At 59.9% G+C, this 15197-nt stretch carries 10 protein-coding genes, 2 pseudogenes and 1 other annotated feature; of the genes and pseudogenes, 7 read left to right on the top strand and 5 right to left on the bottom strand.

Annotated elements, in window-relative coordinates:
* Nucleotides 1-55 precede the first annotated feature (55 nt).
* The 5 genes from rpoD to CFB46_RS23375 all read right to left on the bottom strand — a co-directional run bounded on the left by rpoD (nt 56) and on the right by CFB46_RS23375 (nt 6696).
* Nucleotides 56-2479, bottom strand: coding sequence for an RNA polymerase sigma factor RpoD (gene rpoD, locus CFB46_RS23395; protein WP_089501430.1), 2424 nt, complete (start codon nt 2477-2479; stop codon nt 56-58).
* Between the two features lie 88 nt (nt 2480-2567).
* Nucleotides 2568-4445, bottom strand: a complete 1878-nt coding sequence (gene dnaG, locus CFB46_RS23390) for a DNA primase (RefSeq protein ID WP_027782560.1) — start codon at nt 4443-4445, stop codon at nt 2568-2570.
* A gap of 71 nt (nt 4446-4516) precedes the next feature.
* Complete coding sequence (locus CFB46_RS23385; RefSeq protein WP_027782559.1) at nt 4517-4963, bottom strand: GatB/YqeY domain-containing protein; 447 nt, start codon at nt 4961-4963, stop codon at nt 4517-4519.
* Between the two features lie 194 nt (nt 4964-5157).
* A complete protein-coding gene (rpsU, locus tag CFB46_RS23380) occupies nt 5158-5370 on the bottom strand; it encodes a 30S ribosomal protein S21 (protein ID WP_006479415.1) in 213 nt (70 codons plus the stop codon).
* A gap of 105 nt (nt 5371-5475) precedes the next feature.
* A complete protein-coding gene (locus tag CFB46_RS23375) occupies nt 5476-6696 on the bottom strand; it encodes an NAD(P)/FAD-dependent oxidoreductase (RefSeq protein WP_027782558.1) in 1221 nt (406 codons plus the stop codon).
* 223 nt (nt 6697-6919) lie between these two features.
* Between CFB46_RS23375 and CFB46_RS35470 the strand changes: the two genes are divergently transcribed.
* From CFB46_RS35470 to CFB46_RS23345, 7 genes and pseudogenes are all read left to right on the top strand, one after another.
* The gene (locus CFB46_RS35470; RefSeq protein WP_143751654.1) at nt 6920-7615 is read left to right on the top strand and encodes a hypothetical protein; all 696 of its coding nucleotides are present in this window, start codon (nt 6920-6922) and stop codon (nt 7613-7615) included.
* Between the two features lie 20 nt (nt 7616-7635).
* Nucleotides 7636-8897: pseudogene (locus CFB46_RS23370) on the top strand (IS256 family transposase).
* A 93-nt stretch (nt 8898-8990) separates the two neighbouring features.
* Nucleotides 8991-9434, top strand: coding sequence for a tyrosine-type recombinase/integrase (locus tag CFB46_RS23365; RefSeq protein ID WP_089501429.1), 444 nt, complete (start codon nt 8991-8993; stop codon nt 9432-9434).
* A complete protein-coding gene (locus CFB46_RS23360) occupies nt 9434-11110 on the top strand; it encodes a hypothetical protein (protein ID WP_089502317.1) in 1677 nt (558 codons plus the stop codon). Before CFB46_RS23365 ends, CFB46_RS23360 begins: the two co-directional genes overlap by 1 nt.
* The gene (locus CFB46_RS23355; RefSeq protein ID WP_089501428.1) at nt 11107-13014 is read left to right on the top strand and encodes a hypothetical protein; all 1908 of its coding nucleotides are present in this window, start codon (nt 11107-11109) and stop codon (nt 13012-13014) included. The genes CFB46_RS23360 and CFB46_RS23355 overlap by 4 nt, the downstream gene beginning before the upstream one ends.
* Nucleotides 13014-13259: a hypothetical protein gene (locus tag CFB46_RS36255; protein ID WP_218827933.1), complete on the top strand. Its 246-nt coding sequence runs from the start codon at nt 13014-13016 to the stop codon at nt 13257-13259. Before CFB46_RS23355 ends, CFB46_RS36255 begins: the two co-directional genes overlap by 1 nt.
* Before the next feature lie 210 nt (nt 13260-13469).
* Nucleotides 13470-14096 (top strand): annotated as a pseudogene (locus CFB46_RS23345) (transposase); the annotation flags it as partial.
* Nucleotides 13751-13867 (top strand) — a sequence feature (AL1L pseudoknot). It overlaps the preceding pseudogene by 117 nt.
* Nucleotides 14097-15197 lie beyond the last annotated feature (1101 nt).

Here is a 15197-nt window from a genome sequence, read left to right as displayed (position 1 = left end):
AACGCCGCCGGCATCATGCGGATACCGGCGGCGTTCGTGGCACAGACGCTGGAAATCAGTTCCCTTCGAGGAACGACTTCAGCTTGTCGGAACGGCTCGGGTGACGCAGCTTGCGCAGCGCCTTGGCCTCGATCTGACGGATCCGCTCGCGCGTGACGTCGAACTGCTTGCCGACTTCCTCGAGCGTGTGATCGGTGCTCATCTCGATACCGAAACGCATCCGCAGCACCTTCGCCTCGCGCGGCGTCAGCGAATCGAGCACGTCCTTCACGACGTCGCGCATGCTGGCATGCAGCGCGGCATCCGCCGGCGCGACCGTGTTGGTGTCCTCGATGAAGTCGCCGAGATGGGAATCGTCGTCGTCACCGATCGGCGTTTCCATCGAGATCGGCTCCTTCGCGATCTTCATGATCTTGCGGATCTTGTCTTCCGGCATCTCCATCTTCTCGGCGAGCGTGGCCGGATCCGGCTCGAGACCGGTTTCCTGCAGGATCTGCCGCGAGATGCGGTTCATCTTGTTGATCGTCTCGATCATGTGAACCGGAATACGGATCGTGCGCGCCTGGTCGGCGATCGAGCGCGTGATGGCCTGACGGATCCACCACGTCGCATAGGTCGAGAACTTGTAGCCGCGACGGTATTCGAACTTGTCCACCGCCTTCATCAGGCCGATGTTGCCTTCCTGGATCAGGTCGAGGAACTGCAGGCCGCGGTTCGTGTACTTCTTCGCGATCGAGATCACGAGACGCAGGTTGGCCTCGGTCATTTCGCGCTTCGCCTGACGCGCCTTCAGTTCGCCGGCCGCCATCTGGCGGTTGGTTTCCTTCAGGTCCTTCAGCGGCAGCACGACGCGCGCCTGCAGGTCGAGCAGACGCTGCTGCTGTTCGCGGATCGCCGGGACGTTACGCGACAGCACCGCGCTGTACGAATGGCCTTCCGCGGTGATCTTCTCGGCCCAGTCGAGATCCGTCTCGCTGCCGGGGAAGCGCGCGATGAATTCCGAGCGCGGCATGCCACACTTGTCGACGACGATGTGCAGGATCTGACGCTCGACCTGGCGCACTTCGTCCACCTGCGCACGCAGCGTGTCGCACAGGCGTTCGACGGTACGCGCGGTGAAGCGGATCGTCATCAGCTCGCTCTGGATCGTTTCCTGCGCCTTCAGGTAAGCCTTCGACTTGTAGCCTTCCTTCTCGAACGCGCGGCGCATCTTGTCGAACCACTCGCTGATCTGCGAGAACTTCTCGAGCGACGCGCGCTTGAGGGCTTCGAGTTGGGCGGCGTTGGCCGATGCCTGCGCGGCACCGTCGTCTTCCTCCTCTTCCTCTTCTTCCTCTTCCTCTTCGGCTTCCTCGTCCTCGTTCTCGATGGCTTCCGCTTCCTTCGCGGAGAAGCCGTCCGTATCGGCGGAGTCCGACGCATTCGGATCGAGCAGGCCGTCGACGAGCTCGTCGACGCGGATCTCTTCGTTCGCGACGCGTTCGGCCATCGCGAGGATGTCGGCGATCGTCGTCGGGCACGCGGAGATGGCCATCACCATGTGGCGCAGGCCGTCCTCGATCCGCTTCGCGATCTCGATTTCGCCTTCGCGCGTGAGCAGCTCGACGGTGCCCATCTCGCGCATGTACATCCGGACCGGATCGGTCGTACGGCCGAATTCCGAATCGACGGTGGACAGCGCGACTTCCGCTTCCTCTTCGACTTCATCGTCCGACGACGCGGCGGGCGCGTTGTCGTTCAGGAGCAGCGTTTCCGCGTCCGGCGCCTGCTCGTATACCGCCACGCCCATGTCGTTGAACGTGCCGATGATGCCCTCGAGGGCTTCGGTCTCGGTGAAGTTGTCCGGCAGGTGGTCGTTGATTTCGGCGTACGTCAGGAAGCCGCGCTCCTTGCCGAGCTTGATCAGCGCGCGCAGTTTCACGCGGCGCTCTTCGAGCTCCTCGGCCGTGCCCGGCGTGCTCGTCGCGAACGCTTCCTTCAGCAGCGCCTTTTCCTTGGCGCGACGATCGCGCACCTTGGATTTGCCCGGGGCAGCCGCAGCTGCGGCTGCGGGCTGCTCGTCGCTCTGATTTGCGTCGTCTTCGACGGTTACTTCGTTCAGCTTTTTGGTCATGGAGTTCGCCGTACCGGCTATATCGACTCGCGGCTGCTGGACGACAGCCGGTTGAACCGTGGGTGCATGAGTAGTACGTACTGCCGTTTCGTCCGCGTCGGCAGTCGTGTCCCTTGCGCTTTTCGCACTTGCCCGCTTCGCCGCCGGCTTGGCCGGCCCGGAGTCGGGTCTGGCGGCAGCCCGTGTTCTGGCTGCCGGTGCCGGCGCAGCCTGAGCAGTGCCGGCCGCGGTTTTCTTTCCCGCAGGGGCTGACGTGGCCGAAGACGTTGTCCTGGAGGAAGAAGCAGACTTGGCCGCTGTGACCTTCTTGGTCGGCTCCGTCGAGCCCTTGCCTGTTGCTTTCTTTCCGCCTGTCGTCTTTGCCATCGCGATTCTCGCCTCTGCTTGGAAAACAAACCGCTGGAAACCTTATATTATAGCACGCTGGGGAGCCCTCTCTAAGCGCCCCGGCCGCCTACAGCCCGAGCCGACGCTTCATGTCGGTTCGCTGCTGGTTCAATTCCGTCAATTCGGCCAGTTCCTCGGGGGTAAAGGTAGATTGCCGCGCCAGCCTGTCCAGCCGGTCGCAGCAGGCGTCATAGCGCATCTTGAGCACCGCTGCCTGCAGCTCCTCCCCCGCAATCCGCTCCTGCTCACGCTGCCGCTCGGGCACCGTCTCGTCTTCCGGATTCTGTAACAGCAAATCGCGGACGTTTTCATCATAGTCCAGAATTTCGCGGAAGATTTCCTCGTAAGTCGCCCCGTTGGAGGACGTCCTCAGGACATCCGACAGTAGCCGGAACTCCGCGCCGTCGCCCAGCGCACGCGCATGATCGACGACTTCCGCGAACAACTCGCCGATGCGCGGCAGCGCGCGCAGGGTCGCAATCTGTTCGTCGTCGAGCTGCGATGCGATGCGCGGATGCATCACCAGCGTGCGCAACGCGCGCTTTTCGCTGTCCGTCACGCGGCGCCGCTCGCTGCGCGCGGGCGCCTGGCGCGGCGGCGCCGCGATACGCGTATCGACGTCCGACAGCGCCGCGACCTCTTCGAACGGGATATCGAGGCGATCGGCGAACATGTGCATGATTTGCGCACGCAACGCGTTCGCGGGCAGCGCCTGCAACAGCGGCTTCGCATCGAACAGCGCCTTCGCGCGGCCTTCCGGCTGATCGAGCGCCTTGCCGGCAATTGCTTCGTTCAACAGAAACTGGGACAGCGGCATCGCGCGTTCGACCTGCTCGGAGAACGCGTCCGCGCCGAACTCGCGCACGTAGCTGTCCGGATCGTGCTCGGTCGGCAGAAAAAGGAACCGGATCGTACGGTTGTCGCCCGCATGCGGCAGGCATGCCTCGAGCGCGCGCCGGGCCGCGCGCCGCCCGGCCGAATCGCCGTCGAAACTGAAAATGACCGTGTCGGTCTGACGCAGCAGCTTCTGCACGTGAATCGGCGTGCACGCGGTGCCGAGGGTCGCGACCGCGTTCGGGAACCCGAGCTGCGCGAGCGCGACGACGTCCATGTAGCCTTCGACGACCAGCACGTACTTGCGCTCGCGAATCGCGAGCCGCGCCTCGAACAACCCGTACAGCTCGCTGCCCTTGTTGAACAGCGGCGTTTCCGGCGAGTTCAGGTACTTCGGTTCGCCGCTGCCGAGCACGCGGCCGCCGAAACCGATCACCTGCCCCTTCACGTTGCGGATCGGGAACATGATCCGCTCGCGGAACCGGTCGTAGCGGCGCGCGACGCCCTGCGCATCGGTTTTCTCGCTGACGATCACGAGCCCCGCCTCGACGAGCGACTCGTCGCGATAGTCGGGGAATGCGGCTTCGAGGTTCTGCCAGCCGTCGGGCGCATAGCCGAGACCGAAACGTGCGGCGATCTCGCCGGTCAGGCCCCGGTTCTTCAGGTACTGGATCGCGACGGTCGCGCCGCGCAACTGCTTGCGGTAGTAGTCGCACGCGGCCGTCATCGCGTCGGACAGCGCGGTCGCCACCGATTTCGACACGGGCGCCGGATAGTCGCCGCCCCCGCCTGCGCCCCCACCGCCGCCGCGCATCGACGGCTCGTGCGGCACGGTCAGGCCGACGGATTGCGCGAGCTCCTGCACGGCTTCCGGGAACGTGAGCCCAGCGTGCTCCATCAGGAAGCCGATCGCGGTGCCGTGCGCGCCGCAACCGAAGCAGTGGTAGAACTGCTTGGTCGGGCTGACGGTAAACGACGGGCTCTTCTCGTTATGGAAGGGGCACAGCCCCATGAAATTGGCGCCGCCCTTCTTGAGCTGCACGTACCGACCCACCACGTCGACGATATCGACGCGGTTCAGCAAGTCCTGCAGGAACGAATGCGGAATCACCGTGGGATCGAGCGAAAAAAAGACAATACGACGCCCGGCGCACACATCGCTGGGCGCGCCGGGAACGGGTTTTACTTCGTGAGCGCGGCCTTGACCTGCGCGGAAACGGCCGTCATGTCGGCACGGCCGGCGAGCTTGCCCTTCAGCACGCCCATCACCTTGCCCATGTCCTGCGGGCCGGCCGCGCCGGTTTGCGCGACCGCCGCCTGGACTTCGGCCGCCACTTCGGCGTCCGACAGTTGCGCGGGCATGTAGCCGCCCAGCACGACCAGCTCGGCCTGCTCCTTCGCGACGAGATCGTCGCGGCCGGCCGCCTGGAACTGGCTGATCGAATCCTTGCGCTGCTTGATCATCTTGTCGATCACGGCCGTGATGCCGGCGTCGTCGAGCGTGACCCGATCATCGACTTCGCGCTGCTTGATCGCGGCCATCAGCAGGCGAATCGTTGCCAGGCGCTCGCTTTCCTTCGCACGCATCGCGGCCTTCATGTCTTCGCTGATCTGCTCTTTCAAACTCATCTTTCACCCGGGATGGAAACGTGAATCCGACGCCCGCGAATGGGCGTCAACACAAAAACCCGCTTGGGACAGTGTCTCAAGCGGGTTGCTCGAATCCGGCATCGGCGACTCGCCACCTGATCGGCTGCGCGATCGCACCCGATCGCACGGAGTCGCCGGTGCGCCGCTCAGCGAACCGCGCGGCGCCCAATCGTTCAGTACAGCTTCTTCGGCAGCGTCTGGCTGCGAATACGCTTGTAATGACGCTTCACCGCAGCGGCCTTCTTGCGCTTGCGTTCTGCGGTCGGCTTCTCGTAAAACTCGCGCGCACGAAGCTCGGTCAGCAGACCATTCTTCTCGATCGTGCGCTTGAAGCGACGCATTGCAACTTCGAACGGCTCGTTCTCTTTAACGCGAATGATCGTCATGATCCGACACGAATAAAGGTTTGCAGGGAAAGACTACTGAGTATAGCAGAGCGATTATCCAAAGGCACGGGGCCGGGCCCCGCCGGAACGGCGCGGCGCCGGGCGTCACGCGGCTCGCGCGTACTCGGCCGCGGCCTGCCCGGCCGCCGTGCCGGACGCCCACGCCCACTGGAAGTTGTAGCCGCCGAGCCAGCCCGTCACGTCCACCGCCTCGCCGATGAAGAACAGCCCCGGCACGCGTGCGCTCATCATCGTCGCCGACGACAGCTCCCGCGTATCGACCCCGCCCTTCGTCACTTCGGCCTTCTTGTAGCCTTCGGTGCCGTTCGGCGTCAGCGTCCAGCCGGACAGCGCGTCGCCGATCTGGCGCAGCGTCTTGTCGGGCAAATCCGCGAGCCGCGCGTCGGCCGCGACGCGATGCGTGTCGAGCCACGCATGCGCGAGGCGCGACGGCACCCAGTCGGCGAGCAGCGAACCGATCTGGCGCTTCGACGTGCGTTTCGCGTCGAGCAGGTCGGCCACCGTGTCGCGCTGCGGCAGCAGGTCGACGCGGATCGGATCGCCCGGCTGCCAGTAGCTCGAGATTTGCAGAATGCCCGGCCCGGACAGCCCGCGATGGGTCAGCAGCAGGTCCTCGACGAATTCGCCGCCGCGCTTTTTGTCGCCGGTCGAGACGCGCACTTCGAGCGATACGCCGGACAGCGGCGCGAACGGCGCCCAGTCCTGCGGCGCGAACGTCAGCGGCACGAGGGCCGGCCGCGTATCGACGAGCTTGTGGCCGAACTGCTTCGCGAGCCGGTAGCCGAAGTCGGTCGCGCCGATCTTCGGGATCGACAGACCGCCGGTCGCGACGATCAGCGCGCGCGCGCCGATCGGGCCGGCCTGCTGCGTGTCGAGCGTGAAGCCGTCGGACGGCGCATGGCGCACCGCGTCGACGACGACGGGCCGGCGCCACGCGATGCCGCCCGCGTCGCACTCGTGCTTCAGCACGTCGATGATCGCATCGCTGCCGTGGTCGCAAAAGAGCTGACCCTTGTGCTTTTCGTGCCAGGTCACGTGATGGCGCTTGAGCAGCCCGAGGAAGTCGCGCGGCGTATAGCGCGCCAGCGCCGAGCGCGCGAAATGCGGATTCGACGACAGGTAGTTGTCCGGCCCGGCATACAGGTTCGTGAAGTTGCAGCGGCCGCCGCCCGAGATGCGGATTTTCTCGGCGAGCCGCGGCGCGTGATCGATCAGCACGACGCGGCGGCCGAGTTGCCCGGCGACCGCGGCGCTCATCATGCCGGCGGCGCCCGCGCCGATCACGGCGATGTCATAAGTTTCCATGGCGCGGATTGTTCAGGAACTTTGCATAGGTTAGGAAAATTATGTAGATTTATCAGCTACTTAGAGGTGGGCGACTGATGACGATCTTGAGGAAGGGCGAATGATACATGCGAAGGCGGAGAACGCAACGCTTAGATGGTGGCGCAGCCTCGATTCGCAGGTGAGGCCGCACACAACCACCAATCGACGGTCTTCATCCTTGCTGATCGGCGGGAGAACCTGAATGCGGCTGATCTCTTCCACCAGCGACTTCCTCATCAGCGGCCGGCCCTATCCCTGTTTCCCGATTCTGCTTTGGGACAACATGGAGGGTTGCCGTCCAGTCAATGAATTTTTCCGGTTCTATCTCTTGCGCGGCGCCATCGGCTCAAAAAAGTCATGGATCAACACTGCACGAGCGCTCTACGACTATTTCAGCTTTCTCCAAACGCATGATCTCCGCTGGGACGATGTCAGCCGTGGGGAGCAAAAAACACTTGTTGCCGCTTATCGTGACTATTGCCTCGAGGAGTACGACCTAGCCCGCGCGACGGTGCGTAATCGTCTGGTCTACATCTGCAAGTTTTATGAGTTTGCGATGCACCAGCAATGGATTCCGACACTGCCGTTCTTGTACGACAATCGTCGAATGAGCGTCGGTGGGAGATTTCTTGCACACGTGAAAACCTCTGGCGGCGTCTTGGCAACACCCGACGTAATGCCGCGAACCCACAAAGGGTTGCCGAAATTTCTTTCGCCGGCACAAGTAAAACAACTTCTGCATTCTGCTGAGAATCCGCATCATCGGATGATCATTCGCCTCGCTTTGGGAACTGGTCTTCGCAAAGAGGAACTCGCAACGTTCCCACTGGTATATGTCTTCGATCCAGACCGCCCCTACCGTCACGGGCCTGTCAGGAATTTTGTGTTTAAGGCATAACATGCTCCCAAGGAGAGTGTATGCCTCGCAAACCGAAAGCCCAGCCGGCAATTCTGCCGGCGATTCCGGCCGAGCTGCTTGAACAGTTCGGCAACGGTCCGATGACGGCTGAAGCCATCAATGCCGCGACGCTGGCGCTCAAGAAGGCGCTAATCGAGCGTGCGTTGGGCGGCGAGATGAACCATCATCTCGGCTACCCTGCCGGAGCTGCCAAGCCGGCCAACGTCACGAATCAGCGCAACGGCAAAGGGGCCAAGACGGTTCTGACCGAAGACGGGCCGATCCGCATCGAGGTGCCGCGTGACCGCGACGGCAGCTTCGAACCCATCCTGATTCCCAAGCACGAACGGCGCTTCACCGGCTTCGACGACAAGATCGTCGCCATGTATGCCCGAGGCATGACCGTACGCGAGATCCAGGGCTTTCTGCTGGAACAGTACGGTACCGAGGTCTCGCCCGACTTCATCAGCTCCGTGACCGACGAGGTCATGGCCGAAGTGACGGCCTGGCAGGCCCGACCGCTCGAGCCGATGTATCCGGTCGTGTTTTTCGACGCACTGCGGGTCAAGATTCGTGAAGACGCCGTCGTACGCAACAAGGCGGTGTACCTGGCGCTGGGCGTGCTGCCCGACGGCACCCGGGAGATCCTGGGCCTGTGGATCGAGAATACCGAGGGTGCCAAATTCTGGATGAAGGTGTTCAACGATCTGAAGACGCGCGGCGTTCACGACATCCTGATCGCGGTCACTGATGGTCTTAAGGGCATGCCCGAAGCGCTGGCGGTAGTGTTTCCGGCCACGACGCTGCAAACCTGCATCGTCCATCTAATCCGCAACAGCCTCGATTACGCCAGTTGGAAAGACCGCCGCGGATTGGCCGCCGCGATCAAACCGATCTACGCCGCTCCCAGCGCGGAAGCCGCTCAGGCCGAACTCGATGCGTTTGCGGATGGTCCGTGGGGTCAGAAATTCCCGACCGTCAGTAGCGCGTGGCGCAACGCCTGGGATCGCGTGATCCCGTTCTTTGCGTTTCCGCCGGGTGTGCGCAAGATCATCTACACGACATCTACACGACAAACGCGATTGAAAATATCAACTCGCAACTGCGCAAGATCATCAAGACCCGTGGTCACTTCCCGACCGACGAGGCCGCCACCAAACTCATCTGGCTGGCCTTGCGCAACATCACCGCGAATTGGGGAAGCGCTGCTCATGACTGGAAGACGGCTATGAACCAATTCGCTATCCTTTACGCAGATCGATTCGTTCGGCCTTCCGTGTAATTACTCCACCCGCCTTGAACACGGAAATCCTGACACCCCCACCGTCACGAGCGCAACGTCCGAGTGAGTCTTGATCCTCGCGATGGTCACGGCATGAGGACCAAAGGTAGCAAGGCCCGCGACATATACGTCAGCCGGCAACTGATGCAAGACCTCCATCACTATTCAGTCCATCAGCGAGGTCTTCGCTCCGCGCTGAGCTCGCATGAACGCTCGCCGCTTTTCCTGAATCAGTCTGGCGAACCATACAGCTCGGACGGTAAGAGTCTCGACCGGATCGTACGTCTGATCGGACAGAAGATCGGACTCCACGTGTGGCCCCATATGCTGCGACACACGTACGCAACTCACACCCTTGTAGCGCTGCAGCGTGAACGCAACCGCAACCGGATCGAGCCGGTGGTGTTCCTTCAGCGCCAGCTCGGACATGCATCGATTCAAACAACAATGGTGTATCTGCACCTGATCAACGAACTGGCCGACGACGCTGTACTCGCCTACGACGATGAATTGAACAGGTTTGCGGCGGAGGAATGATGGGAAAACGTAAAGCCTTTGTGAAGTCCGATCTCGCCACGATAGAGGTCGAACATGCTGCCGGAGACGACGGATATATTTCCATCCCGGCCGACGTGATACCTCCTGCTGATACCGTAGTCCGCCTCGGCATAAACGCATCAAAGCGTCGCCAGTTCGATTTCGGTCCGTGGTACACCGTTGGCATTGATCCAATCACTTACGCGTGCCAGCGTCAGATCGAGCGCTTTCTCGACAAACAGGACCTAGACGTCGAGATCTCAACAGTAGCGGGCTACTGTACCGGAGTCAGGCACTTCCTCGACTACCTGCTCATACACGCGGCAGCAATCGGTCGAGCACTCCAACTACACGACATCAATCGCGACGTGCTCGACAGCTACCTCGCTTTCTTGCGCGACAGAGGTGTTTCGACACTCACCCAGCGGGTCTGCTACGCCTACACGAAGTCGGTCCTAGTTGCCCTTGGCCGACGCGGCCTGTTCGAGCTCATGATTAGCGGTGACAACGCTACATTCCCTAGCAATCCATTTCCGGGTAGCCATCGACACGACAGAGGCGAAACCCCTCTCACGCGGGCAGAACGTAAGGCGTTTACTGCAGCCGTGAAAACGGCCGTGATACCGATTATGACAATCGACACCCCGCCGACTAGTACATTGCTCGCATATGCACTATTGGTCGTCGCGCTCCACACCGGCAGAAATACCACGGCCCTGATGGAAATGCCCATCGACTGCTTGAGGCCTCATCCGAAAGATGGCCTCGAATTCCTGGTGCTATACAAGCGGCGCGGCCATACGACAACAAAGGTCGTGATCCGCTCCGAGACAACGGCAGAACGATCTGTAGAATCAAATCCAGCACTACGGCCAGCCGTCAGCCGCCTGATTCGCAGAGTCATCGAACTTACCGATCAGATTCGGATGGAAGCACCTCCGGACATTCGCAATCGGGTTTGGTTGTACCCGACTCGACAGATCGACGGACAGCGCCAGATTGTAAATCTGAAAATTGGAGTGCTCGATGAAGCGATCAAGAAACTCGTACATGGTAACAATCTCGTGGACAACGACAGCAAGCCGTTGCGCATCAATATCAGCCGTCTACGCAAGACGTTCACAAACCGCGTCAATGAAATCCTAGAAGGCGACATCGTCACCACAGCCGTCACCGCAGGAAACACCGCGCCGGTGACATCGCGCCACTATCTACGCCCCGGGGAAGACGCAAAGCAGGACTGGCGGTTCATGGGGATATGTCTTGTCGACGAGTTGCTCTCAGGGACACTTGGGGCGACCGAGCGCACGCCGCTCGGCAAGTGTTCCGATATCAAAATGGGGGAATACGCCCCCAAGCGCGCAGACGCGACCTGCGAGCGCTTTCTGAACTGCTTGCGCTGCAGAAACTATGTTGTGACCGGCGACGATCTCTGGAGACTCTACTCTTTTTACTGGCGCGTGCTTAGAGAACGATCACGCATGGATCAACATCGCTGGGATAGGCAGTTCAAACACATCCCCCGCCTAATTGAACGAGACGTAATCGCGGCAGGCATTGCGCGGAAGATATTCAGGAAAGGCGATGTCACAGCGGCCCGTGAGCGCGCTCGCCATGATCCCCATCCTTTCTGGGCCAGTCAGACAATCCTCGACGATTTGGAGTCACTGCAATGAACCACTCTCCTGCGGCCTCCTCAATGGAACATATCCATCAGCATCAGCCGCTGACAGTTCGTGACATGCCCGAACATGAACGTGATGCGTTGATTATTTCAACACAAGAGGTTTCTGGTTACTCGATTGTGCTCTCCCACTACGGCGACGATCGGTGGCAATTCCTTGGTCAACCGACGAACACACTGGACTCCGTTCAGAGGCTAGATTTCCGCAAAATACCCAAATCTTATCGGGCAACGATGAAGGCAATTCTCTACCGCTACATTCGCCGGGGTCGTCCCGGGCAGAAGCGCCCGTCCGCTCGGAGCATAGCGAAATTGGCCAGTGACGCACTCCCGTTCCTACGGCACCTGGAACGCCTCGGTATCGCGAAACTGGCGGACGTCACGCCGCTAGTATGCTCAGCCTATGTCGACGCATGCAAACAGCGCCGAACAGGCCGGCTTGGCCAACCTCTAAAAGCTTCTTCACTGGGACACTGCTTCGGCGTAGTCGAAGCCATATACGAACTCAGTCAATATACCGACGACCGAATGCGCAGCCATCCATGGCCAGGCACCTCTGCCACACACCTCGCAGGCCTTACCGGCGCAGGTAGCGGCAGCCGCGGAGGCGCGACGCCACTAATCCCAGACGACGTATTCATCGTGCTCTTTCAAAAGGCCTGGTCGATAGTCGAGAAAGGTAATGCATTACTCGATCTCCGCGACCAAATGGGTCCCGCGGGAGCACTTAGAGCCGACGACGCGACTCCGGCAGATTCCGTCATTGACAAACTTATCAAACGCAACGGCTTATCAATTAGCGTAGGCGACTTCAGAAAATCCCTGCGCGACCTTCGTACCGCTTGCTATATTGTGGTCGCATCGGTCTCGGGCTGCCGAAATCATGAACTCGCTTTCATCCAAGCAGGATCCTGCTATAGCACGCTAGAATCGCCAAAGAGTGCGAATAAGGATGAAAGCGAGGATGATAGAGCGATTACTCATTGGTGGATGCGCTCGCAGTCAACAAAGACAGACGCTGGCCATACCGAATGGATGGTTCCTGAGGCTGCCGTTATTGCTCTTCGAATCATGGAGCGTTGGGCTCAGCCATATCAGAATATGATTACAGCAGAAATCTCCGAACGCCGTGCGATCAATCCTTTTGATCCTGAGATTATCGAGACCAAGCGACACGCAAACGCAGTTTTCTTGTCCATCGCGCCGCGCAAAAACAATAGGGTTCGCACAATGTCTCGAGGGGCATGGGGTAGTACCCTCAAGATCTTCGCTCGGGAATGCGGCCTTACCTGGGATTTGGCTACTCATCAATTCCGACGGAAATTTGCCAACTACGCTGCTCGCAGCCAGTTCGGAGATCTACGTTACCTGCGAGAGCACTTCAAGCACTGGTCGCTGGACATGACACTTGGCTATGCACTCAACGAATCACAAGAGTTAGCACTTTACGTCGAGATCCAAGATGAGCTTGATGAGATTAAAGCCGGCGTTGTTGATACTTGGTTACAACGTGGAGAACCGCTTGCTGGCAGCTACGGAAAAAATCTCGTAGCGTGGCGAGGGGACGAAGCCGTGACCATCTTCAAGAATCACAAACAGATGGTTCGATCGCTTGCGAGTAGCACATCTATTCGGAGTAACGGACACGCATGGTGTACAGCCGATGATGATCGCTGCGTCGGAAACGACATGGAGCGTACTCGTTGCAGCAACTGCAATCATTCGGTGATCGGCCGCCGACACGAAAAGCTCTACCAAGGTCTCCACGATCATCTTAAGGAAGTCCTGAGCTGTAACGATATCGGCGAAGCAGGTTTGAACATAGTTCGCCGAGATATGGAACGCTGCCGCGACGTGTTGTCGTCGCTCGGCCACGACATTCAGGAGGTAACGTAATGGCCGAAACCCGCAAGAGCGGTGAGGCACGTGAAAAGGAATTACGCCTCGCGATCCATCGCATCCAGAGGGGCCGCGCGCATACGAAAGCGACAACGCTGAATATCGCGACTGTTGCCCGAGAAGCGGGTGTAAGCCCGGCTCTCATCCACAATCATTACCCAGGCATCGCAGAGATCATCCGGAATGCTCAAGGTCGCGACAACCGCGCTCAACGCGAAAAAGCACCAGGAACTTATCGATGAGCGGAATAAGCTCGCTATGCTGCGCAAAGAGATTGCCGCCCTTCGATTCGATATCGCACGCCTTTCATCTATCAATGAAGTGTTGACGTTCGAAAATTCAATACTGAAGTCAAAGCTCGACAACCCAAAAGTCATCGAACTTCGGCGAACTCCGACGAATTGAATCGCACCGAATTTTGTGGAGGCTCGGATTCTTGAGAGAATCGAGCCATGAACAAGAAAGCAACCAAATTTTCCCCGGAAGTCTGGGAGCGCGCAGTGCGTCTGGTGCGCGAGCAGCGTAGCGAACATCCGTCGATGTGGGCGGCGGTCGAATCGATTGCGCCGATGATCGGCTGCACGCCGCAGACACTGCACGAGTGGGTCAACCGCGACCAAGTCGACCACGGTGAGCGCGATGGCATGACCACAGACGAGCGCGAGCGTCTCAAGGCCCTGGAGCGCGAAGTCAAAGAATTGCGTCGTGCCAACGAGATTCTCAAGGTCGCGAGCGCGTTTTTCGCCCAGGCGGAGCTCGACCGCCGTTTCAAGTCCTGAAGGCCTTCATCGATCAGCATCGCGACACCTTCGGGGTCGAGCCGATCTGCAAGGTCTTGCGGATCTCCCCGTGGGGCTACCGACGCCATGCTACGCAACTTCGCGATCCGTCGAAACGCTGCGCCCGCGCGAAACGCGACGAGCTTTTGCAATCGGAGTGTGGCGCTCTGCACGGTCGGACGGTTGATGAAACTGCAGGGCTTGCGTGGCACAGTTCGCGGTAAGCGTGTTCGCACGACGCTGCTCGATGTGACCGCGCCGCGTCCGCTGGACCGAGTCAACCGGCAGTTCAAGGCTGATTGACCGAATCAGCTCTGGGTGTCGGATTTTACGTATGGTAGCCCAGCCAGCGTAACCCGCCCGTATGTGGTGAAGCTGATTGAGCATGTCTGGAATGCACTACCCGGAGGAGTTGATGTTGTAGTATCGGAGCATGCCCTTCCTCTGCGGCGAGAAGAAGTGAGTCGAAGCGGCGGTGACTTGCTGACACTGGCAAGGTGACGTAGTCCGTGGGAAACGGGGCTTGCGGCGAAGCGATTAGCCAGGCATCGACCGGATCGCTCACCCGCGGCTCCGGAACCGGCAGCGAGGGAAGGAGGTCCAGCGCCCGGTTGGCGGCCCGGCGGCAGCGGGTACGTTCGCCGGCCACGCACTGGAACGGCTGGGCGAGATCGCCACGGTGCCGGCTGAGGGCGAAATCGGCGAGCTGCCGGCGAATCCGGCCGATCACGCCACGTGCCGACTGGCCGTCCCCAAGCGTCCGCGGGCAGTAGCGTTCAACCGCCTCGCGTGAGCTAACCCCCGCGTACCACGCGCGCAGCGCGGACAGGGACGCAGAGTCGGGAAACGGTAGTGACGGCGGAACGTTCGGCATCCGGAGATTATAGGTAACAGAATGGGCGCGGTGCGCCGATCGGGTGTGATGCATTTCGCGAAACGGCAGTTTTGTTCAGAAATGCATCTGTATCGCTAACACTAGTTATCGATAGTATCGTTACAGCGTATAGCAAGTATTTATAAACATACTAAAACGTCTTGGTTTGGCCCCATGTGTAGTTACGTCAACTCGACTGCGTCACAATACGAATGAATCGATAAATTCAATTTCCTTATCGACATCAAAAGGCCAGCTCACGGGCTGGTAACATTCTAAAAAAAACATCAAGCAACTTGGATCGTTGGTCACGTTTCGACATATTCAACCATCCACCCTCCACTTGAGATAGGAGCAATGCGTCGCGGCTTATTTCCCAGATTCCGGGATATCCTGCGCGAAATGCTTTTGTAAGATATTCAGTGAATCTATAAAACTAGAAAAATATTTAGCGCCGCGTGTTTTTGTGGCGATTTATCAATCTCTTTGAATGCTTCTCACCAAAAAACATCGTTTTTGGTAGATGA

Source organism: Burkholderia sp. HI2761, from assembly GCF_002223355.1.
Classification (GTDB): domain Bacteria; phylum Pseudomonadota; class Gammaproteobacteria; order Burkholderiales; family Burkholderiaceae; genus Burkholderia.
The sequence above is the reverse complement of the archived record's forward strand: the minus strand, read 5'-3'. Positions and strand labels throughout refer to the sequence as shown.

Coding starts and splice junctions, on each gene's coding strand:
- rpoD (WP_089501430.1), bottom strand. CDS start 2,479: ATGGCAAAGACGACAGGCGGAAAGAAAGCAACAGGCAAGGGCTCGACG.
- CFB46_RS23385 (WP_027782559.1), bottom strand. CDS start 4,963: ATGAGTTTGAAAGAGCAGATCAGCGAAGACATGAAGGCCGCGATGCGT.
- rpsU (WP_006479415.1), bottom strand. CDS start 5,370: ATGACGATCATTCGCGTTAAAGAGAACGAGCCGTTCGAAGTTGCAATG.
- CFB46_RS23375 (WP_027782558.1), bottom strand. CDS start 6,696: ATGGAAACTTATGACATCGCCGTGATCGGCGCGGGCGCCGCCGGCATG.
- CFB46_RS35470 (WP_143751654.1), top strand. CDS start 6,920: ATGCGGCTGATCTCTTCCACCAGCGACTTCCTCATCAGCGGCCGGCCC.
- CFB46_RS23365 (WP_089501429.1), top strand. CDS start 8,991: ATGAGGACCAAAGGTAGCAAGGCCCGCGACATATACGTCAGCCGGCAA.
- CFB46_RS23360 (WP_089502317.1), top strand. CDS start 9,434: ATGGGAAAACGTAAAGCCTTTGTGAAGTCCGATCTCGCCACGATAGAG.
- CFB46_RS23355 (WP_089501428.1), top strand. CDS start 11,107: ATGAACCACTCTCCTGCGGCCTCCTCAATGGAACATATCCATCAGCAT.
- CFB46_RS36255 (WP_218827933.1), top strand. CDS start 13,014: ATGGCCGAAACCCGCAAGAGCGGTGAGGCACGTGAAAAGGAATTACGC.